This is a genomic window from Ferrovibrio sp. (assembly GCF_035304305.1).
Classification (GTDB): domain Bacteria; phylum Pseudomonadota; class Alphaproteobacteria; order Ferrovibrionales; family Ferrovibrionaceae; genus Ferrovibrio.
In genome coordinates this window covers 1-20,280 of the sequence record NZ_DATGQG010000055.1, presented here as the reverse complement: position 1 = coordinate 20,280, position 20,280 = coordinate 1, and the positions used below count along the sequence as shown (strand labels likewise).

The 20,280-nt window shown below is 68.3% G+C and carries 25 protein-coding genes; 13 read left to right on the top strand and 12 right to left on the bottom strand.

Annotation, left to right across the window (positions count from 1 at the left end; all coding sequences use genetic code 11):
* Window positions 1-378: hypothetical protein (locus tag VKZ87_RS07380; protein ID WP_324220608.1), on the top strand; the 378-nt coding region annotated here is incomplete at its 5' end.
* A gap of 137 nt (window positions 379-515) precedes the next feature.
* Here the strand turns inward: VKZ87_RS07380 and VKZ87_RS07375 are convergent.
* On the bottom strand, window positions 516-812 hold the full coding sequence (locus tag VKZ87_RS07375) for a hypothetical protein (RefSeq protein WP_324220607.1): 297 nt from the start codon (window positions 810-812) through the stop codon (window positions 516-518).
* 131 nt (window positions 813-943) lie between these two features.
* On the opposite strand from VKZ87_RS07375, the gene VKZ87_RS07370 reads away from it, so the two are divergent.
* The 3 genes from VKZ87_RS07370 (at window position 944) to VKZ87_RS07360 (ending at window position 3,368) form a co-directional block, all read left to right on the top strand.
* A complete protein-coding gene (locus VKZ87_RS07370) occupies window positions 944-1,312 on the top strand; it encodes a nuclear transport factor 2 family protein (protein WP_324220606.1) in 369 nt (122 codons plus the stop codon).
* Window positions 1,313-1,391: 79 nt separating this feature from the next.
* The gene (locus VKZ87_RS07365; protein ID WP_324220605.1) at window positions 1,392-2,504 is read left to right on the top strand and encodes a cytochrome P450; all 1,113 of its coding nucleotides are present in this window, start codon (window positions 1,392-1,394) and stop codon (window positions 2,502-2,504) included.
* A 9-nt stretch (window positions 2,505-2,513) separates the two neighbouring features.
* The gene (locus tag VKZ87_RS07360; protein WP_324220604.1) at window positions 2,514-3,368 is read left to right on the top strand and encodes an isocitrate lyase/phosphoenolpyruvate mutase family protein; all 855 of its coding nucleotides are present in this window, start codon (window positions 2,514-2,516) and stop codon (window positions 3,366-3,368) included.
* Window positions 3,369-3,419: 51 nt separating this feature from the next.
* Here VKZ87_RS07360 and VKZ87_RS07355 read toward each other — a convergent pair whose 3' ends face one another.
* Window positions 3,420-3,917, bottom strand: coding sequence for a GFA family protein (locus VKZ87_RS07355; protein ID WP_324220603.1), 498 nt, complete (start codon window positions 3,915-3,917; stop codon window positions 3,420-3,422).
* Window positions 3,918-4,034: 117 nt separating this feature from the next.
* Between VKZ87_RS07355 and VKZ87_RS07350 the strand changes: the two genes are divergently transcribed.
* The 3 genes from VKZ87_RS07350 to VKZ87_RS07340 all read left to right on the top strand — a co-directional run bounded on the left by VKZ87_RS07350 (window position 4,035) and on the right by VKZ87_RS07340 (window position 6,473).
* Window positions 4,035-4,958, top strand: a complete 924-nt coding sequence (locus VKZ87_RS07350; protein ID WP_324220602.1) for a 2-dehydropantoate 2-reductase — start codon at window positions 4,035-4,037, stop codon at window positions 4,956-4,958.
* A gap of 32 nt (window positions 4,959-4,990) precedes the next feature.
* On the top strand, window positions 4,991-5,815 hold the full coding sequence (gene xth, locus VKZ87_RS07345; protein ID WP_324220601.1) for an exodeoxyribonuclease III: 825 nt from the start codon (window positions 4,991-4,993) through the stop codon (window positions 5,813-5,815).
* Between the two features lie 67 nt (window positions 5,816-5,882).
* The gene (locus tag VKZ87_RS07340; protein ID WP_324220600.1) at window positions 5,883-6,473 is read left to right on the top strand and encodes a PA14 domain-containing protein; all 591 of its coding nucleotides are present in this window, start codon (window positions 5,883-5,885) and stop codon (window positions 6,471-6,473) included.
* Window positions 6,474-6,485: 12 nt separating this feature from the next.
* On the opposite strand, the gene VKZ87_RS07335 is transcribed toward VKZ87_RS07340, so the two are convergent.
* The 4 genes from VKZ87_RS07335 to VKZ87_RS07320 form a co-directional block, all read right to left on the bottom strand.
* On the bottom strand, window positions 6,486-7,220 hold the full coding sequence (locus tag VKZ87_RS07335) for a peptidase (RefSeq protein ID WP_324220599.1): 735 nt from the start codon (window positions 7,218-7,220) through the stop codon (window positions 6,486-6,488).
* A 55-nt stretch (window positions 7,221-7,275) separates the two neighbouring features.
* Window positions 7,276-8,226, bottom strand: coding sequence for an alpha-E domain-containing protein (locus VKZ87_RS07330; RefSeq protein ID WP_324220598.1), 951 nt, complete (start codon window positions 8,224-8,226; stop codon window positions 7,276-7,278).
* On the bottom strand, window positions 8,226-9,680 hold the full coding sequence (locus VKZ87_RS07325; RefSeq protein WP_324220597.1) for a circularly permuted type 2 ATP-grasp protein: 1,455 nt from the start codon (window positions 9,678-9,680) through the stop codon (window positions 8,226-8,228). The genes VKZ87_RS07330 and VKZ87_RS07325 overlap by 1 nt, the downstream gene beginning before the upstream one ends.
* A gap of 106 nt (window positions 9,681-9,786) precedes the next feature.
* Window positions 9,787-11,133 (bottom strand): ammonium transporter, encoded by a 1,347-nt coding sequence (locus VKZ87_RS07320; protein ID WP_414655633.1) that lies wholly within the window; start codon window positions 11,131-11,133, stop codon window positions 9,787-9,789.
* A 502-nt stretch (window positions 11,134-11,635) separates the two neighbouring features.
* Here VKZ87_RS07320 and VKZ87_RS07315 point away from each other — a divergent pair.
* The 6 genes from VKZ87_RS07315 to soxA all read left to right on the top strand — a co-directional run bounded on the left by VKZ87_RS07315 (window position 11,636) and on the right by soxA (window position 16,389).
* Complete coding sequence (locus tag VKZ87_RS07315; protein WP_324220595.1) at window positions 11,636-12,115, top strand: (2Fe-2S)-binding protein; 480 nt, start codon at window positions 11,636-11,638, stop codon at window positions 12,113-12,115.
* A gap of 14 nt (window positions 12,116-12,129) precedes the next feature.
* A complete protein-coding gene (locus VKZ87_RS07310; protein WP_324220594.1) occupies window positions 12,130-14,313 on the top strand; it encodes a xanthine dehydrogenase family protein molybdopterin-binding subunit in 2,184 nt (727 codons plus the stop codon).
* An 89-nt stretch (window positions 14,314-14,402) separates the two neighbouring features.
* Window positions 14,403-14,834: a sulfur oxidation c-type cytochrome SoxX gene (gene soxX, locus VKZ87_RS07305; protein WP_324220593.1), complete on the top strand. Its 432-nt coding sequence runs from the start codon at window positions 14,403-14,405 to the stop codon at window positions 14,832-14,834.
* A 7-nt stretch (window positions 14,835-14,841) separates the two neighbouring features.
* The gene (locus VKZ87_RS07300) at window positions 14,842-15,297 is read left to right on the top strand and encodes a SoxY-related AACIE arm protein (protein WP_324220592.1); all 456 of its coding nucleotides are present in this window, start codon (window positions 14,842-14,844) and stop codon (window positions 15,295-15,297) included.
* Between the two features lie 4 nt (window positions 15,298-15,301).
* Complete coding sequence (gene soxZ, locus VKZ87_RS07295) at window positions 15,302-15,622, top strand: thiosulfate oxidation carrier complex protein SoxZ (protein ID WP_324220591.1); 321 nt, start codon at window positions 15,302-15,304, stop codon at window positions 15,620-15,622.
* Window positions 15,619-16,389, top strand: a complete 771-nt coding sequence (soxA, locus tag VKZ87_RS07290; RefSeq protein WP_324220590.1) for a sulfur oxidation c-type cytochrome SoxA — start codon at window positions 15,619-15,621, stop codon at window positions 16,387-16,389. Before soxZ ends, soxA begins: the two co-directional genes overlap by 4 nt.
* Before the next feature lie 27 nt (window positions 16,390-16,416).
* Here the strand turns inward: soxA and VKZ87_RS07285 are convergent, their stop codons facing one another.
* The 6 genes from VKZ87_RS07285 to VKZ87_RS07260 all read right to left on the bottom strand — a co-directional run.
* Window positions 16,417-16,884: a DUF411 domain-containing protein gene (locus VKZ87_RS07285; protein WP_324220589.1), complete on the bottom strand. Its 468-nt coding sequence runs from the start codon at window positions 16,882-16,884 to the stop codon at window positions 16,417-16,419.
* 13 nt (window positions 16,885-16,897) lie between these two features.
* Window positions 16,898-17,110, bottom strand: coding sequence for a heavy metal-associated domain-containing protein (locus VKZ87_RS07280; protein WP_324220588.1), 213 nt, complete (start codon window positions 17,108-17,110; stop codon window positions 16,898-16,900).
* A gap of 96 nt (window positions 17,111-17,206) precedes the next feature.
* A complete protein-coding gene (locus VKZ87_RS07275) occupies window positions 17,207-18,142 on the bottom strand; it encodes a ParB/RepB/Spo0J family partition protein (RefSeq protein ID WP_324220587.1) in 936 nt (311 codons plus the stop codon).
* Window positions 18,143-18,259: 117 nt separating this feature from the next.
* Entirely contained in the window at window positions 18,260-19,096 is an 837-nt protein-coding gene (locus tag VKZ87_RS07270) for a ParA family protein (RefSeq protein WP_324220610.1), read from the bottom strand.
* A gap of 29 nt (window positions 19,097-19,125) precedes the next feature.
* Window positions 19,126-19,758 carry a 16S rRNA (guanine(527)-N(7))-methyltransferase RsmG gene (gene rsmG / locus VKZ87_RS07265; RefSeq protein WP_324220586.1) on the bottom strand — a complete coding sequence of 211 codons (633 nt, stop codon included), beginning with the start codon at window positions 19,756-19,758 and terminating at the stop codon, window positions 19,126-19,128.
* Window positions 19,759-20,126: 368 nt separating this feature from the next.
* The coding region (locus VKZ87_RS07260) for a hypothetical protein (protein ID WP_324220609.1) at window positions 20,127-20,280 on the bottom strand (154 nt) is incomplete at its 5' end.

Genomic DNA, 20,280 nt, shown 5'->3' with positions numbered 1-20,280 from the left:
GCCGCCGCCGCCGCCGCCCAGGCGCCGGACTGGAGCCAGGACTGGTGGGAAGCGGAAGAACAGATGCGCCGCGCGCTGCTGGACGAGGCCCTGCAGCGCAGCGACGAGCATGACCTGATGGTGGCGCTCACCCATGTCTCGACCAGGGCCGGCGAAGTGGCGCATGGACTGGCGGCCGTCTCGGCGGCGCGCGGCGGCGTCGCCGACCAGGCATTGATCAAGGTGGCGGCGGGCGCCGCGGCCCAGGCGGCCTACCAGGCGGCGCTCGTGCTGGCGGCGGGCGAGGACCAGGACCACGCGTTTGCGATCAAGTTCCGCCTCTTCGAAGCCGGCCGCCTGCCGCTCGGCATCGTCGGCAACACGTTCAATCTGTTCTGAGAACCGGCAGCGCCCGTCACGCGGATGGCGGGAATGGACCCTCGGGCTTCGCCCAAGGGTGACGTGCTGCATGCGTGGTGTTGCTTGGTGACAGGCCCTACGTCGTCATGCCCGGCCATGACGAAGAGCCGGAAACGCTACCCCTGCAGGTCGCGTTCGATTTCCTTGCGGCGGCCGTAAAGGAAAATGCCGACGACGATGCCGCCGACGACCAGGCTGATCATCACGCCGAGGATCAGCGGCACGACGGCGTTGGGATTGAGCCCGTGGCTCATGTCGCCCCAGAAGCGGATCGCCATCACGATGGCGCCGATCAGCGCGCCGACGAGCGCCAGGGTGAGGGCGGTGGCGAAGATCTTGTCGGCCAGCGTATGCGACTGGGCGGCAGGTGGCGGTTCGGTGTGGTTCTGTACGGTGGGTATCTGTGTCTGCATGGCTTTGCCTCGCTGACGGTATAATTGGTGCGATCCCGATCTATAATCACGCCTTATTCATCGTCTGAGCGGCGTCAAAGTGCCGCAGGAGGCGAAAAAGTGCCGTCGCCGCACCAGAGGGAGGTTTTTTCATGCCGCGCCGCGAAACGCTGGAAGCCTTCATCGCCATGGTGGAAGCCGGCGATCACGCCGATGCCATCGCGCAGTTCTACACCGAAGATGCCAGCATGCAGGAGAACCTGAAGCCGCCGCGCGAGGGCCGCGACGCATTGATCGCCCGTGAGCAGAAAGTGCTGGAACGCGCGAAAACCGTGCGTTCCACCTGCATCCGGCCGGTGCTGGTGGAGGGCGATACCGTGGTGATCCACTGGATTTTCGAGTTCGAGTTCAGGGATGGCAGCACGAGCCGGCTCGAGGAACTGGCGCATCAGACCTGGCGCGGCGAGAAGATCTGGCGCGAACGCTTCTATTACGATCCGGCGCAGCTGACATCGGCATGACCGATATCACGCATCGACTCTGCTGATACTTCGGCCGGCACCGAAGCATCGCGGCGCGGCCGCGCGCTAGAGTCCGGGCATGACCGAGAGGCCCGATCCCCCGCGCGATGCTCCGCACGACGCCATCGCCGCCGTCACCCATCCCGATCCCTATCCCTGGTATGCCGCGCTGGTGGCCGAGAGGCCGTTCCATTACGACGCGCGGCTGAAGCTCTGGATCGCCGCATCCGCCGAAGCCGTGACGGCGGTGCTGCAGAGCGATCTCTGCCATGTGCGGCCCGCGGCCGAACCGGTGCCGCGGCATCTCGGCAGCGGCGCCGCGGCGCAGGTGTTCCGCCGGCTGGTGCGCATGCGGGACGATCCGCAGCGCGAGGCGGTGAAGCAGGCGCTGCTCGCCGCGCTGGCGGCGCTGTCGCCAGAGCGCATTGCCGCCTGCGCCGGAGAGGTGCTGGCGGCCCTGCATGACGAACGGCTGCCGCCGGATGCCTGGCTGTTCGAGCTGCCGGTGCGCAGCATGGCGGCGCTGCTCGGCCTGCCGCCGCAGCATCGGGCGGAAGCGGCGCGCTGCACGGGCGATTTCGTGCGCGGGCTGCTGCCGCAGGCGACGCCGGAACAGGTGTCGAGAGGCGATGCGGCGGCGGAACGGCTGCGCGATCTGCTGCGAAGCCATAGCGGCCTGCTGCCGGCGGAAGACGAGACGATGCTGTGCAACGCGCTCGGCCTGATGGTGCAGGCCCATGACGCCACCGCCGGCCTGCTTGGCAATGCGCTGGTGCTGCTGCAGCGGCAGCCGGAGCTGCAGGCCCGGCTGCGCGAGGAGCCCTCGCTGATGCCGGATTTCGTCCGCGAGCTGCTGCGCTTCGATGCGCCGGTGCAGAATACGCGGCGCTTCATGGCAACCGATGGCGAAATCGCCGGGCAGTCCCTGCAGCGCGGCGACGCGATCCTGGTGCTGCTGGCGGCCGCCAACCGCGATCCCGCCGCCAATGCCCGGCCGCAGCGTTTCATCATCGACCGCCCGCAGCGGCGCCTGTTCGGTTTCGGCCTGCGCCGCCATGAATGCGCCGGGCCCGAGATCGCCGCGCTCATCGCCGGCGCAGGGATACAATACTGGGTCAATCATGATCTCGCGATCCCGCCGCTGCTGGGCTACCGTGACTCCGCCAATGCCCGCATCCCCCGCTTTGCCTGAGAGACTGCCATGACGATTCCGACACAGGCCGAGAAGGCCGCGCGTTTCGCGAAACTCCATGAGAGCGGCTGCTTCATCCTGCCCAATGCCTGGGACGTGCCGAGCGCCGCGCTGATCGCCGAGGCCGGCTTCCCGGCGCTGGCCACCACATCGTCGGGCATCGCCATGGCCGGCGGCATTCTCGACGGCGAGAAGATCGGCGCCGAGCGCATGTTCGCCGTGGTCAGCGAGATCGCGCGCCGCGTGCCGCTGCCGGTGACCGGCGATCTCGAGGCCGGCTACGGCCCGGGACCGGAGCATGTCGCCGCCAGCGTGACGCGCGCGATCCGGTGCGGCATGGTCGGCGCCAATATCGAGGACAAGGACCCCGTCACCAACCGGCTCTTCCCGCTGGAGGTCGCGGCCGAACGCATCCGCGCCGGCGTCGCAGCCGCAAAGGCGGCCGGCCTGCCGGATTTCGTGCTGAACGCCCGCACCGATCCCTTCCTGATCGGCTGGAGCAAAAATCCCGAGGAGAATTTCGCCGAGGCCGTGCGGCGCGCCAGGGCCTACTGGGAGGCCGGGGCGAAATCGATCTTCGTGCCGGCGCTGTTCGACGCGGCGAGCATCGCCAGGGTCGCCGAGGCGATCCGGCCGGCGCCGCTCAACGTGATGGTCTCGACCGGCCGGCCGATGCCGCCGCTGGACGAGCTGCGCCGCGCCGGCCTGCGCCGGCTGACGCTGGGCGGCAGCCTGATGCTGGCGAGCTACGGCTTCACGAAACGCACGCTGGCGGCGCTGGCCAGACCCGACGCCGCCTTCGACTACGCCGCCGACGGCATCACCCATGCCGAGATGAGCGCGCTGCTGGTGAAGTACGCGTGAGAAAGGGGATCCCGGCTGTCGTCGAAAAGGCTCGGCCGGGGCCCCGTTCATTCACACCACCCAGACCCCGTGCTTCCTGTGCCAGTCGGCGATGGAAAGTTTGGGATAATCCTCGTAGCGCTCGTCGTCGGGGCCGAAATCCGGCTGCACCCAGGACGCCTTGTAGCGCAGCATGAGATGCACCTTCGCCGGCGGCACCGGCAGTTCGGTGTCGATGGCCGAGGCGAAGGGATGCACCAGATCCGGCCAGGTCGGGTCATAGAGCCACAGCGCCGTGCCGCATTTTTTGCAGAAATTCCGCTCGCCCGTGCTGGTCTCGCAGTTGCGGCCGTCCTCGTCGCAGATCTCGGCGCGGTAGACGCCGATGGCGCGCCGGCCCTTCACCTTCAGGCTGCCTGACAGCGCGCCGAGATTGATGGCATAGCCGCCGCCGCCCGCCGTCTTGCGGCAGATGCTGCAGTAGCAGAGCTGGTAGGGAACGGGCGTGTGGCTGTCGACGGAGAATGTGACCGCTCCGCAGCGGCAGGATCCTTCCAGACGCATCGGCATGCATGACCTCCCGGGCTCTGTCTCTGCATGTATCGCGATTTCCCGCGCCGCCAAGCCGCCCTATATGCGCCGCAGGGGATTGCGCTAGCATCGCGGAATGGAAAAGGAGACGGGGATATGCGGATTGCGGTGATCGGGGTGGGCGGCGTCGGCGGCTATTTCGGCGGCCATCTCGCCGCGGCGGGCGAGGATGTGCTGTTCGTGGCGCGCGGCGCGCATCTCGCCGCCCTGCAGCGGGACGGCCTGACCGTCGAGAGCCAGCGCGGCCCGCTGCAGGGACTGAAGGTGCAGGCCATCGACGATCCCGCCGGTCATGGCCCGGTCGATCTGGTGATCCTCGGGGTCAAGCTCTGGGATACCGAAGCGGCGCTGGCGCTGGCGAAGCCGCTGGTCGGCCCGCAGACGGCCGTCGTGTCGTTCCAGAACGGCGTCGAGAGCATCGCGAAGATCAGCCAGGCCTTCGGCGAGACGGCGGCGCTGGGCGGCACCTGCCATATCGCGGCGGCGATCGCGCGGCCCGGCGTGATCGCCCATACCGGCAGCATGGCGCGGCTGACCTTCGGCGAGCCCGGCGGCGGCCTCTCGCCGCGGGTGGAAGCCTTCGCCGCCGCCTGCGAGAAAGCCGGAACCTTCGACGTGGTGGCTTCGCCCGATATCCGCCGCGCCATCTGGGAGAAATTCGTCTTCCTCTCCAGCTTTTCCGGCATGACCGCGCTGACGCGCAGGCCGATCGGACCGATCCGCGCCACCGAAGAGGGCCGCGCGGTGTTCCGCGCCGCGCTGGAAGAGGCGAGCGCCGTGGCGCGCCGGAGCGGCATCGACCTGCCGGAGGATCATGCGGCCAGAGCGCTCGCCTTCGCCGACAGCCTGCCGGCCGAGATGCAGTCCTCCATGCTGGGCGACCTCACGCGCGGCGCACGGCTGGAACTGCCCTGGCTGTCCGGCGCCGTGGTGAAGCTCGGCGCCGAACTCGGCGTGCCCACGCCGGTGCATGCGACGATCAACGCCGCCCTGCTGCCCCATGCCGAGCCGGCGGCCTAGCCGTCCCGTTCCTCATCCGGTAAAATCGCGTCATGTCCAAGAAGACCAAGATCTCCGGCCCGGTCACGCTGGCCACCTGGAACATCAATTCCATCCGCGCCCGTCTCGACCTGATGCGGGATTTTCTCGAGCAGTACAGCCCCGACATTCTCTGCCTGCAGGAAACCAAGGTGCGCGACGACCAGTTTCCCCACGAGCTGTTCGAGGTGATGGGCTACACGACGCGGCTGATCAAGGGCCAGCCGGGCTATAACGGCGTCGCCATCTTCGCCCGCCACGAGATCGAGCTGTCGGAAAAACGCAATCTCTGCGGCCGCGACGACTGCCGCCATATCGCGGCGAAGCTGCCCGACGGCACCGTGCTGCATAACTTCTACGTTCCCGCCGGCGGCGACGTGCCCGATCCGAAGAAGAACGACAAGTTCGCCCACAAGCTCGACGTGCTGGCCGAGCTGACCGCCTGGTCGAAGGAGCTGAAGAAGAAGGGCAGCAAGGAAATCCTCGTCGGCGACCTCAACATCGCGCCGCTGGAGACCGATGTCTGGTCGCACAGGCAGCTGCTCGACGTGGTCAGCCACACGCCGGTCGAGACCGAGGGCCTGATCGCCATGCAGCAGGCGCGCGGCTGGGTCGATGCCGTGCGCCATTTCGTGCCGCCGGAGCAGAAGCTGTATTCCTGGTGGAGCTACCGCTCGCCGAACTGGGAACTGGCCGACAAGGGCCGCCGGCTCGACCATGTCTGGGTCAGCCCGATGCTGCAGCCGCGGCTGAAGGGCGCCCAGGTGGCGAAGGCCATGCGCGGCAAGGAAAAGGCCTCCGACCACGCGCCGGTGCTGGTCACCATCGATCTGGCCTGAGCGGAATGGGCGTGTAACCGCGCGGATCTTCGGCTAGGCTGACCGCAGCCATCCGGGGGAATTCGCCATGCGCGTCCTGCACTCACTTGCCGCCATCGCTCTCGCCGCGGCGCTCGCCGCCTGCGCCTTGCAGTACAGGCTGCCGGCGGAACCGCCGCGCCCGGTGGCGCCGCAGCCGGCCACCGGCGATCTGCGCCCCGGCCTGGTGCCGCTCTATTTCCGCGGCATGATCGAGCATATCGACAACATGCCGCGCGGCGAGGATCTGACGAAAGGCCGGCGCGGCGCGGCGATCCCGGTGCTGGATGCGGACTCCAGTTCGGGCGTGATGTGGGAGTCGCAGGACCGGCGCAACTACTCGGTGCTGATGGAGGGACTGATCCGCCTCGACCGGCCCGGCCGCTGGGGCTTCGCGGCCAGCTCGAATGACGGCATCCGCATCACCATCGACCGCCATCGCGTGGTCGACGATCCCAACGTGCATGCCACCCAGACCTCGCCGGTGACCTTCATCGAGGTGGCGCAGGCCGGCTGGTATCCGCTGCAGGTGCAGTATTTCCAGAAGGGCGGCTCGGCGGCGCTGAAATTCCTCTGGCAGCCGCCGGGCGCCGGAACTCTGGCGCCGGTGCCCGCCGAGGCGCTGGCGCACAAACCCTGAGTCAGGCGCCCTTCACAGGCCCCAGTCGGGATCGGGGATGGTCTGGAAGACCTTGCGCAGGCCCTCGCTCCAGCGCCCGCGGATGTCGTTGAAATAGGCGTTGTCGTCGTGGATGCGCTCGCGCACCGCGAAACGCAGCTCGTCGCGCTTCAGCACCACGAGATCGAGCGGCAGGCCGACCGAGACGTTGGAGCGGAGCGTGGAGTCCATCGAGACCAGCGCGCATTTCGCCGCCTCGATCAGGTTCGTCTCGGGCCGGATCACGCGATCCAGGATCGGCTTGCCGTATTTGGTCTCGCCGAGCTGCAGGAAGGGCGTGTCGGACGTCGCCTCGATGAAGTTGCCCGCGTAATAGAGCATGTAGAGATTGTGCGGCTCGCCCCTGATCTGCCCGCCGAGCAGCAGCGAGATGGAGGGATCGGCGCCCTGGCCGCGGATCGCCGCGCCGTCGCGGTAGTCGATGAAGCGGATCGCCGCGCCGACCACGCTGGCGACGTCGAACATCGAGGGCGCCGTCGTCAGGCTGTAGCCGCTGACCGCGTCGGTGAAATTGTTGCGCAGCAGGCTCATCACCTCCTGGCTGACCGAGAGATTGCCCGCGGTCATGATCGCCAGCGCGCGCTCGCCCGGCTGCTCCCAGGCATAGAGCTTGGCGAAGGTGCCGATGGAATCGACGCCGGCATTGGTGCGCGAATCCGACAGCATCACCAGGCCGTCGTTCAGCTTGAGACCGACACAATAGGTCATGGCACCGCGCTCATGGCGTCATCAATCGTAGCGAGAAAAGATACCGACCGGTGCTTCAGGCCGGCTGCATGAAATCGCGGGCAATGGCGGCACCGAGTTCAATATTGCCGTCGATGGCCGCGGTGAGGAATTCATGCAGGCCGACGTCGAAGATCGCCTCGATATCGCCATAGCGCAGCTTCATCAGCATGCCCTCGGCGAGACGGACGGAAGGATAATCGCGCCGGTAATGCCCGCGCAAGCGCTGCAGGATGGAGAAAATCCCCTCGAAGCAGGCATGCAGCGAACGCGGAAAATCGGCGCGCAGCACCAGCAGCTCGGCGACGCGGCGCGGCAGGATCGCATCGCGGTAGATCTGGCGGTAGATGCGCAGCGCCGAAACCGAGCGCAGCAGGGCGCCCCACTGGTAATAGTCGATGGCGCCGCCGACCTCGCCGAGCGACGGCAGCAGGATGTGGTATTTGACGTCGAGGATGCGGGCGGTGGAATCGGCGCGCTCGAGCAGGGTGCCGAGCCGCATGAAGTTGTAGGCATCGCCGCGCGGCATGGTGCCCTCGGCCACGCCGCGGAAGAGATGGCTGCGCTCGCAGACCCAGTCGAAGAAGGCCTGCGGCCCGTCGGCATCGACCTTGGCCAGCGTCAGGCCCTGCAGCTCCAGCCAGGCGGCGTTGATGCTTTCCCAGGTCTCGGTGGTGATCTGCGCCCGCATGGCGCGGGCATTCTCGCGCGCCGCCCGCAGGCAGGCATTGATCGAGGACGGATTGTCGGGCGCGAAGGCGAGGAAGTCGATCACCGCGCGCCGCGTGACCCTGCCGCGGCGGATCGCAAAGGCCTTGTCGCAGCCGGCGATGATCAGCGCCGCTTCCCATTCGTCGCTCTTGCCGGCGAGGCCGGCATTCCTCTGCAGGCTCATGCGCTGCGCCACGTCGAGAATGCGCGCCATCGCCTCGGCGCGCTCCACATAGCGCGTCATCCAGTACAGGTTGTCGGCCGCACGGCTCAGCATCAGTCGTCCTCGCCGGCGGCGATGTCCTGCGCGGCATCGTCTTCCAGCACCCAGGTATCCTTGGTGCCGCCGCCCTGGCTGGAATTCACCACCAGCGAGCCCTCGCGCAGGGCCACGCGGGTGAGGCCGCCGGGCACCACGCGCATGGCGCGGCCGCAGAGCACGAAGGGCCGCAGGTCGACATGGCGCGGCGCGATGCCCTCGCCGACGAAGGTGGGACAGGTGGAGAGCGCCAGCGTCGGCTGCGCGATATAGGCCGCGGGATCGGCCATGATCCGCCCGCGGAAGGCGGCGATCTCCTCCTTCGTCGCCTTCGGGCCGACCAGCATCCCGTAGCCGCCGGATCCGTGCACCTCCTTCACCACCAGCTCGTCGAGATGGTCGAGGGTGTATTCCAGATCCTCCTGCCGGCGCAGCACATAGGTCGGCACATTCGCCAGCAGCGGTTCCTCGCCCAGGTAAAAGCGGATCATGTCCGGCACGTAGGGATAGATCGACTTGTCGTCGGCGACGCCCGTGCCGACCGCGTTGGCGAGCGTCACGTTTCCCGCCTTGTAGGCGCCGAACAGGCCCGGCACGCCGATCATCGAATCCTTGCGGAAGGCGTAGGGGTCGAGGAAGGCATCGTCGAGGCGGCGGTAGATCACGTCGACGCGCTTCAGCCCGCCGACCATGCGCATGTAGACGACGTCGTCCTTCACCACGAGGTCGCTGCCCTCGACCAGCTCGATGCCCATCTGCTCGGCGAGGAAGACATGCTCGAAATAGGCCGAGTTGTAGACGCCCGGCGTCAGCAGCGCGACCGTGGGCTCGCCCGGGCAGCCGGCCGGCGCGTTCTCGCGCAGGGTCTGCAGCAGGGCGTCGGGATAATGGCCGACCGGCGCGACGCGCACCGCGGCGAAGAGATCGGGAAACAGCCGCATCATCGCCTCGCGGTTCTCCAGCATGTAGGAGACGCCCGACGGCGTGCGGCAATTGTCTTCCAGCACGTAGAACTGGTCTTCCGCCGTGCGCACCACGTCGATGCCGGCGATATGCGTGTAGATGTCGCCCGCCACCGCGATGCCGCGCATGGCGGCGGTATACTGCGTGTTGCGCAGGATCAGGTCGGCCGGAATGGTGCCGGACTTCAGGATCGCCTGCTCGTGATAGACGTCGTGCAGGAAGGCGTTCAGCGCGCGCACCCGCTGCTTCAGCCCGCGGCGCAGGCGGCGCCATTCCTTCGCCGCGAGGATGCGCGGCACCATGTCGAAGGGGATCAGCCGCTCGGTATCGCCGCCCTCGCCGTAGACCGCGAAGGTGATGCCCAGCCGGCGGAAGAGGAGATCGGCTTCGAGCCGGCGGCGGGCGAGCAGATCGGCCGGTACGGCGTCGAGCCAGCGTTTGTAGGCCTGGTAGGGCGGGCGGACCCCGTTGCCAGCCGGGGCGGCGGACATCTCGTCGAAGGCCGTCATGCTGTCAGTCCCGGAACCCGCGATGGCAGACAGTGAGGTCTGCCGGAAGAAGCAACCCGGGCCGGCGGGTGGGTCGAGCCGGCCCGGGCTGTGTTTGCGCGAACCCTTACTGCACCGTCTCGCCGTGCAGGTTCAGGTCGAGACCATCGCGCTCGGTGGCCTCGTCAACGCGCAGACCGATCGTCCAGTCGATGATCTTCAGCAGGATCAGCGAGGCGATGGCGGTGAACACGATGGTGATCGCGACACCGTAGATCTGCGTCAGCACCTGGCCGGCATTGCCGTCCAGCAGGCCGACCGGCTCCTCGGCGCCGGTGATCGCCGCACGGGCGAACACGCCGGTGAGGACCGCGCCGACGATGCCGCCGACGCCATGCACGCCCCAGACATCGAGGCTGTCGTCATAGCCCAGCGCGTTCTTCACGGTGGTCGAGGCGACGAAGCAGACGATGCCGGCGATGATGCCGATGATCAGCGCGCCCATCGGATCGACGAAGCCGGCAGCCGGGGTGATCGCCACCAGGCCGGCCACGGCGCCCGACACGATGCCCAGCACGCTCGGCTTGCCGCGCGACAGCCACTCGGAGAACATCCAGGCCAGCGCGGCAGCAGCCGTGGCGACCTGGGTGACCAGCATGGCCATGCCCGCGCCGCCGCCGGCGGTGAGCGCCGAACCGGCGTTGAAGCCGAACCAGCCCACCCACAGCAGCGCGGCGCCGATGATGCTGAGCGTCAGGTTATGCGGCGCATGGCTGATCTTGCCGTAGCCCTGGCGCTTGCCGAGCACGATGCAGGCGACCAGGCCCGCCACGCCGGCATTGATGTGCACCACGGTGCCGCCGGCGAAGTCGAGCACGCCCATGTCGCCCATCAGCGTGCCCTCGCCGCCCCAGACCATGTGGGCCACCGGGGCATAGACGAAGATCGACCACAGGCCCATGAACCACAGCATGGCCGAGAACTTCATGCGATCGGCGAAGGCGCCGGTGATCAGCGCCGGGGTGATGATCGCGAAGGTCATCTGGAAGGTGATGAACACTGTCTCGGGGATCGTGCCGCTCAGCGAGTCGACGGTGACGCCCGAAAGGAACAGCTTGTCGAAGCCGCCGATGAAGGCATTGCCCGGCGCGAAGGCGAGGCTGTAGCCGACCACCATCCAGATGATGCTCATCATGCAGCAGATGGCGAAGCTCTGCATCATGATGGCGAGCACGTTCTGCTTGCGCACCATGCCGCCGTAGAACAGCGCCAGGCCGGGAATGGTCATCAGCAGCACCAGCGCGGTGGCGGTGAGCATCCAGGCGGTGTCGCCGGCATTGAGCGCGGGTTCGGCATCCTGGGCGAAGCCGGTACCCGGCAGCAGGGCGATAAGTGCGGCCAGCACGAGGCCGGTAACGGCATAGCCGAGCCAGCCGAGCGGCCGGTCGGCGGCCCTGGCCGCGGAAGATGTCATCGAGACGGTGGGAGAAAGCATCGGTTGAGAACCTCCTGATCATGGCAGGCGCGCCATTCGCCGGAAGCCCACCCATTCCCCCCAGGAGAATGCGCAAACCCCACCCCGGGCGCCGCCCTGACCGGAGAGTTACAAGAAGCATGCCAGCCATTTTGCGCTGCGACAGAGGCCGTGAGTCCGGCCGAATCCGCGGCTTTGCCGCCTGCTGCCGCGATTCCGGACCGGGCGGCTGATTAAAAAAACAGCAGCGGCCGGGCATCTGGCGGTTTTTTAATCCGCCTGCTTTTCCAGCCGTCCCCAAGCGGCAGGCCAGCGTCCTTCCGCACCGGCGGACGGGCTGCACGGGAAATGGCGGTCTGGCTATACGACGGGCGGTCGGCGCCATGTCCCGGGAATGTGATGTTCGCCACAAAGATGCAGGGGTTACCCTTGCCGTGCTCCGTCGCCGGACTTGTTGCCTTTGCAAGCGCGCCCCAGTGGCGCATCAGGGAGAAGACCAGCCATGCCCAAACTCAATGTGAACGGCACCATCCGGGAATTCGAAGCCGAAGAAGACACCCCCTTGCTCTGGGTGCTGCGCGAGCAGCTGCAGCTGACCGGCACCAAATACGGCTGCGGCATCGCCGTCTGCGGCGCCTGCACCGTGCATGTCGACGGCGAGGCGGTGCGCGCCTGCGCCATGCCGGTCTCGGCTTTCACCGAGGCGCAGAAGATCGTCACCATCGAAGGCCTGTCGCCGGACGGCTCGCATCCGGTGCAGCAGGCCTGGCTCGCCCATGACGTGCCGCAATGCGGCTATTGCCAGGCCGGCATGATCATGGCCACCGCCGCCCTGCTGCAGAAGAACCCGAATCCCAGCGACGACGACATCGACGCCGAGCTGACCAATATCTGCCGCTGCGGCACCTACAACCGCATCCGCACCGCGATCCACGACGCCGCGGGCAACGCGGCCGGCGGCAGCAGCGGCCGGCGCACGTAAGGGGAGGGCGAGCCATGACCGCACTGAACATCGCATCCGCCGCCGTTTCCCGCCGCGGCTTCATCGTCGGCTCCGCCGCCGCGCTCGGCGGCTTCAGCCTCGGCTTCCACATTCCCTTCGGCGAAGCCCTGGCGCAGGGCGCCGCGCCGGAGATCAATGCCTGGGTCGTCGTCAGGCCCGACGACACCGTGGTCATCCGCATCGCGCGCTCCGAAATGGGCCAGGGCACGCTGACCGGCCTGGCGCAGCTCGTCGCCGAGGAACTGCAATGCGACTGGTCGAAGGTGACCACCGAATATCCGACGCCGGGCCAGAACCTCGCGCGCAACCGCGCCTGGGGCAATTTCTCCACCGGCGGCAGCCGGGGGATTCGCGAATCCCATGACTATGTGCGCCGGGGCGGCGCCGCCGCGCGCATGATGCTGGTGCAGGCCGCGGCCGGGCAATGGGGCGTGCCGGCCGGCGAATGCACGGCGGCCAACAGCGTGATCACGCATACGCCGTCGGGCCGCAGCGTCACCTATGGCCAGGTCGCCGATGCGGCGGCGAAAGTCGCGCCGCCGACGGATGTGCCGCTGAAGGATCCGAAGGACTGGACCATCGCCGGCAAGCCGCTGAAGCGGCTCGACACGGCCGACAAGCTGACCGGCAAGCAGGTCTATGGCATCGACCTGCAGCTGCCGGGCATGCTGAATGCGGCAATCAGGGACTGCCCGGTCTTCGGCGGCAGGGTGAAAAGCTTCGATGCCGCGAGCGTCAGCGCGATGCCCGGCATGAAGAAGGTGGTGCAGGTCGGCGACAGCGCGGTGGCGGTCGTCGCCGATACCTGGTGGCGGGCGAAGACCGCGCTGGATGCGCTGGAAATCGAATGGGACGAAGGCCCGCATGCCAGTGTCTCCAGCGCCGATATCGCGGCGATGCTGAAAGAAGGCCTGGAGGCGAAGGAGGCCGCCGTCGGCAACCGGCAGGGCGATGTCGAGGCGGCGCTGAAGGCTGCGGCGAAGACCGTCACCGCGACCTATTCCTATCCGTTCCAGAACCACGCGACCATGGAGCCGATGAACGCCACGGCGCGATGGACGCCGGAGCGCTGCGAGGTCTGGACGCCGACCCAGAACGGCGAGGCGGCGCTGGCGGCCACGGCCGAGGCATCGGGCCTGCCGGCATCGCAGTGCGAGGTCTACAAGGTGCATCTCGGCGGCGGTTTCGGCCGGCGCGGCGCGGTGCATGACTGGGTGCGGCAGGCAGTCGCCATCGCGAAGGAGATGCCCGGCACGCCGGTGAAGCTGATCTGGTCGCGCGAGGAGGACATGCTGCATGGCCGCTACCATCCGGTGACGCAGTGCAGGCTGACCGCGGCGCTGGACGACAAGGGCGAGCTGACCGGGCTGCATATGCGCATCTCCGGCCAGTCGATCCTCGCCGGCATTTTCCCGCAGAACATCCGCAACGGACTCGATCCCGTCGTTTTCCAGGGCCTCAATCCGGGCGGCGCGGAAGCAGCGATCGGCTACACGATCCCGAACCTGCTGATCGACCATGCCATGCGCAATCCGCATGTGCCGCCGGGCTTCTGGCGCGGCGTCAATCTCAACCACAACACCATCTACCTCGAATGCTTCATGGATGAGCTGGCCCATGCGACCGGGAAAGATCCGCTGGAATTCCGCCGCCGGCTGATGGCCAACCATCCGAAGCATCTCGCCGTGCTGAACGCGGTGGCCGAGCGGGTCGGCTGGGACCGGCCGGCGCCGCAGGGCGTGTATCGCGGCCTCGCGCATACCATGGGCTTCGGCTCGTATGTCGCGGCCTGCGCCGAAGTGTCGGTCACCGACGGCAGGCTGAAGATCCACCGCATCGTCGCCGCCACCGATCCGGGCCATGCGGTGAACCCGCAGCAGATCGAGGCGCAGGTCGAAGGCTCCTTCGTCTACGGCCTGACCGCGGCCCTGCATGGCGAATGCACGGTGGCGAACGGGCGCATCGAGCAGGAAAATTTCGATACCTACCCGATGATGACGATCAGCGAGATGCCGAAGGTGGAAACGATCATCGTGCCGTCCGGCGGCTTCTGGGGCGGCGTCGGCGAGCCCACCATCGCGGTGGCCGCGCCGGCGGTGCTCAACGCGATCTTCGCCGCCACCGGCAAGCGCATCCGCGATCTGCCGCTGAAGAACCAGGACCTGCGGCAGGCGTGAGGCGTTGCGGCGGTAACAGCGGAAGCCCCTCACCCCAACCCTCTCCCGCAGGCGGGAGAGGGAGGGACCCGCGCAGCGGGAGGGTGAGGGTGCTTGCAGCCTCGCTGACGGCAGGACTGTTCTGTTGTCCCGCCGTCGCGCAGCCGCTGGTGCCGTATGAGGTGGCCGGCGATGCGATCCCGCAATCGCTGACCGGCCGGCCGGGCGACGCGGCGCGCGGCCGGGCCATCGTGGCGAGCCGGCAGAAGGGCCTCTGCCTGCTCTGCCATACCGGCCCGATCCCGGAGGAGCGCTTCCAGGGCGATCTCGCGCCGCCGCTGGACGGCGCGGGGGCGCGCTGGAGCGAAGGACAGCTGCGCCTGCGGCTGGTGGATTCGAAACGCCTCAATCCCGCCAGCATCATGCCGGCTTACTATAAGACCGACGGCCTCACCCGCGTCGCCCGCGCCTTCGAGGGCAGGCCGGTGCTGAGCGCCGACGAGATCGAGGATGTGATCGCCTATCTGATGACGCTGCGATGAGGACACCGTGCAGACCAGCAGCAGACTTCTGATCACCCGCCGCGCGGCGCTCGCCGGCGCCGCCGCGCTCCTGACCGTGCGGCCGGCCTTCGGCACGCCGGAAAGCCTGGCCGCCGCGATCCGCGACTTCACCGGCGGCGTCGAGCCGCAGAGCGGCGGCGTGATCCTCGACCTGCCGCCGCTGGTGGAGAACGGCAATTCGGTGTCGGTGACGGTCCGCATGGACAGCCCGATGACGCCGGAGGATCACGTGCAGGCGCTGGCGCTGTTCACCGAGCGGAACCCGCAGCCCAACGTGGCGATCTTCCATCTGGGTCCGCGCTCGGGCCGCGCCATCGCGACGACGCGCATGCGGCTCGCCACCTCGCAGACGGTGATCGCCCTGGCGAAGACCAGCGACGGCCGCATCTGGCGCGACCAGGTGGAGGTGATCGTGACGCTCGCCGCCTGCGTGGAGGGCTGAGATCATGAACATGGCGCGCATCTCCTTTCCGAAGACGGCGAAGAAGGGCGAGGTGATCGAGATCCGCACCCTGATCTCCCATGTGATGGAAACCGGCTACCGGCCGGACGCCACGGGCAGGGTCGTGCCGCGCGACATCATCCGCCGCTTCACCTGCCGCTACAACGACACGGAGGTGTTCCGCGCCGATCTCTGGCAGGCCGTCGCCGCCAATCCCTTCATCTCGTTCACGACGGTGGCGACCGAAAGCGGCCGGCTCACCTTCACCTGGGACGGCGATAACGGCTTCAGCCATACCGAGACGGGCGATATCACGGTGACATGACCCGCCTGCTGCCGCTGCTCGGCATTCTCCTCGCGCTGCCCGCACCGGCGGCCGACATTCCCCGCGCCGAACGGCGCTCGGGCTTCGACTTCATGAGCGCGCCGAACCGGGAGATGCAGCGCGACGACATGCTCAATCCGGGCATGCTGTGGGTCGGCGAGGGCGAGGCGCTGTGGAACCGGGCCCCGGACAGCGGCGCGACGGCCTGCAGCGGCTGCCACGGCGATGCGAAAGAGAGCATGAAGGGCGTGGCCGCGCGCTATCCCGCCTTCAGCGGAAAACTGGACCGCCCCGTCAGCCTGCAGCAGCGCATCAATCTCTGCCGCACGGAAAAGCAGAGGCGGGAGGCCTTCGCGCCCGAGTCACGCCCGCTGCTCGCGCTCACGGCTTATGTCGCACACCAGTCGCGCGGCCTGCCCGTCGCGCCGCCGCAGGATGCGCGGCTGGATGAGCATCGCGCGCGCGGCAAAGCGCTCTTCACCACGCCGCTGGGCCAGCTCGGCTTTTCCTGCGCGCAGTGCCATGACGACAACTGGGGCCGGCATCTCGCCGGCAGCCCGATCCCGCAGGCGCATCCCACCGGCTATCCGATCTACCGCCTGGAATGGCAGACGCTCGGCTCGCTGCAGCGCCGCCTGCGCAACTGCCTGACCGGCGTGCGCGCCGAGCCCTTCGACTGGGACGCGGAAGAGATGGTGCAGCTCGAGCTGTACCTGATGCAGCGCGCCGAAGGCATGAAGCTGGAAACGCCCGGCGTGCGGCCGTGAGCGATCACAGATAAAGGGACAGGATCGTCACGCCTCTGGATAATGCGCGAATACATCCGCGCGGCCATCGCGGCGGATCAGCAGCACGTCATAGGCATCGCGGTCGTCGCCCGCTTCCATGCCGGGCGAGCCGAGCGGCATGTCGGGCACGGCGAGGCCGATGGCGTCAGGGCGTTCGCTCAAGAGTCGCTTCAGCTCGCGGGCCGGCACATGGCCCTCCACGACATAGCCGGCGATCTCCGCCGTGTGGCAGGAGCTCTGCTCGGGGTTCAGCCCGGACTTCAGCTTCTTCTGCATCAGCGCGGCCTGCGGCAGGTCCTGCGCCGAGACGCGGAAGCCGTGCCGCTCGAGATGACGGATCCAGCCGGTGCAGCAGCCGCAGCTGGCGGTCTTGTAGACCCGGACATGCTCCGCCGCAGCCTGCGCGGCGGGAATGCGCAGCGCGGCCAGCGCGGCGGCGGCGGCGGTGAGGCAGAGAAACGTGCGGCGGGTCATGGCGGCCTCCCGGTCAGGCGGCCGGCCGGGCTTCGAAGCCGGCCTGCGCGATGGCGCGGAGCACCGCCTCGGGCTCGGCCGTGCCGGTGACCTCGACGCGCTTTTCCGGCCGGCGGATCGCAACGGACGCCACGCCCGGGACAGCGCCGAGCGCCCGGCCGAGGCTGGCCTCGCAGCCGCCGCAGGTCATGCCCTCGACATGAAAGATCCGTGTCTGCTGGGTCATCGCATCATGCTCCCGTGAACGAACGATGCGACCCTACAGCCTTCCAACATGGGAAACGCAAGCCCCTGCCGCGAGGCGCGACGGCGTGCCGCAGACCTAGCGGCTCAGCTTCTTCGCCAGCAGGTCGAGCTGTTCCAGGCTCTGGAAATGCAGCACGAGGCGGCCGGATTCCGGCTTGCCCGGCTCCTGCTCGACTTCCGCCCTGAGGCCCAGCGCGTTGGTCAGGCTGCGCTCGAAGGCCAGCGTGTCGGCATCCTTGCGCGCCGGCGTGGCGGACGACGAGCCGCCGGATGATGGCGCGCGTGTGCCGCCGCCGCTGCCGCCGCCTTTCGCGGGCCCGCGGCCGGCCACCAGGCGCTCGACGTCGCGGGCGCTCAGGTTGCCCTCGACGATACGCTGCGCGATGGTCTCGGCCAGAGGGTGACCGATCAGCGGGCGCGCCTGGCCCGCCGCCAGCCTGCCTTCGATGATCAGCTTGATCACCGGCGGCGGCAGCTGCAGCAGGCGCATGACATTGGCGACATGGCTGCGGCTCTTGCCGATGACCTGCGCGATCTGGTCCTGGCTGTAGCCGAACTGGTTGGCGAGCTGGCGGAAGGCAGCCGCCTCTTCCATCGGATTGAGGTCTTCGCGCTGGACGTTTTCGATCAGGCCGATCTCGACGGCGTCGCGGTCGGTGATCTCCTTGATGACGGCCGGCACCGCATGCAGCCTGGCGATCTGGGCCGCGCGCCAGCGCCGCTCGCCGGCGATGATCTCGAAGCCCTGCCCGTCGCCGGCCCTGCGCAGCAGCAGCGGCTGCAGGATGCCCTTCTCCCTGATCGACTGCGCGAGCTCTTCCAGCGCTTCCTTGCGGAACAGCTTGCGCGGCTGGTGCGGGTTGGGCCTGAGCTGCTCGATGGGAATCTCGCGCACGCCGCGCGGTTCGGCATCGGCGGCCGCCTTTGCCGGCGCGCTGTCGCCCATCAGCGCGGCGAGCCCCCGGCCCAGCCCCTTGGCCGGCATGGCGCGGCGTTTCGGATCGTCGGTCATGACTTCAGTCGTCCCTTATTCACCTGTCACCCCGGCCTTAAGCCGGGATCCCGTTTCCGCGCCGCGGCGGCCGGACAACGGGATTCCCGCCTGCGCGGGAATGACGACAAAACAAAGCTACGCCGCGCTCTTCAGCGCCTGTTCGCGCCGGATCACTTCGCGGGCGAGTTTCATGTAGGCCGTGCTGCCGGGGCAGCGGTGGTCGTAGATCAGCGCCGGCACGCCGTGGCTCGGCGCTTCCGAAATGCGCACGTTGCGCGGAATGACCGTGTCGTAGACCTTCTCGCCGAGGAAGCCGCGCACGTCGGCGGCGACCTGCTCCGAGAGATTGTTGCGCTTGTCGAACATGGTCAGCACCACGCCCTGCACGTCGAGCGTCGGATTGAGCGAGCCGCGGATGCGCTCCACCGTGCGCAGAAGCTGGCCCAGACCTTCCAGCGCGAAGAACTCGCATTGCAGCGGCACCAGTACCGCATCGGCCGCGACCATGGCGTTCACCGTCAGCAGCGTCAGCGATGGCGGGCAGTCGATCAGCACGTGATCGAAATCGCCCAGGCGGTTCTCCAGCGCGTCCTTCAGGCGATGCTGGCGGCGGTCGAGATCCATCAGCTCCAGCTCGGCGCCGGCAAGCTCGACGCTGGCCGGCACGATGGAGAGATTGGGCACCCGGGTCGGGCGGATCGTGTCGGGCAGTTCGGCGACGCCGGTCAGCAATTCATAGGTGCCGGTCTCGCGCTCCTCATGGGTGAGGCCGAGCCCCGTCGAGGCGTTGCCCTGCGGATCGGAATCGATCAGCAGCACGCGTTCGCCCACGGCGGCCAGCGCCGTGGCGAGATTGATCGCCGTCGTGGTCTTGCCCACGCCGCCCTTCTGGTTGGCAAGCGCCAGGACGCGGGCGCGACGGGCGGGCGCCGGGGCTGCCGCCGGCTGGCTCTCCGCCGGGGTCTCGGGCAGCCCGGGATCGTGTTCCTGTTCTGTACTGGTCACGCGGGCTGTAACCCCTTGATCCGCAAGATGCTGGCTGCCGGATCGGTCTGACTCGGCAGCGCCTCCACATTTTCAATTGTCCAATATCGCCGGGCCTCGGTCAATTCATCCCGCGCCTGCCGGCCCTTGGGAAAGAGATAGACCGTCTCCGGCCCGGCCAGCGGATGCGCCAGCGCCAGCAGCTCGGCCAGCGGCGCCAGCGCCCGGGCCGAGATCACCTGCGGCAGGCCGCCCATGGCCGCATGCAGGGCGACGGGATCGAGCGCCTCGATGCGTTTCACGTGAAACACCGGGCTGATGCCCATGGCGCGGGCCGCCTCGCGCATGAAGGCGGTCTTGCGCTGGTCGCTCTCGACCAGATGGACGGCGGGCACGCCCATGGCGGCGATCACCAGGCCGGGAAAGCCGCCGCCGGAGCCCAGATCCAGCCAGCGCGCGGTATCCGGCGGCGCCAGGGCCAGAAGCTGGGCGGAATCGAGGAAATGCCGCGACCAGAGCTCCGGGACGGTGTTCGGGGCGACCAGATTGATCGCCTTCTGCCATTTCTCCAGCAGCGCCGCATAGATGCGCAGCCGCTCGAGTGTTTCACGTGAAACACCGGTCCGGGCCTGGAAGTCGTCGGGGGTCATGGGCCGTCCTTATGGCCCAGAACGTCTAGTCTTGTCACTCCCGCCGTGTCACCGGCGGCTATCGGGTCCCGAAATGGGATCCCGGGAGTGTTTCACGTGAAACATCCGGTGGCATCCCCAAAGATCGTCACCCTCGGTAAGCCGAGGGTCCATGAGGCGGTTCGGGTGGGTGGATGGGGTCAGGTGGATGCCCGGCGGTGCCTGTCCTCGGGCTGCGCCAAGCGCAGACCCGGGGGCCGAGCATGACGATTCAAGGGAATGGCGGCCGTGTTTCACGTGAAACACTGCTGCCGTCGTCATCCCGGGAAAGCGGGGACCAGTCAGACGGTGAAGCCGGCTCCCGCTTTCGCGGGAGCGATGAAAAGCACCTACTCCGCCGCTTCGATCCCCTGCCGGCGGGCTTTCTTCACATAGCCCAGCAGGGCCGACAGCGCGGCCGGGGTGACGCCGGAAATGCGGGCGGCCTGGCCCAGCGTGCCCGGCCGGGCAGCCTTCAGCTTGGCGCGGACCTCGTTGGAGAGG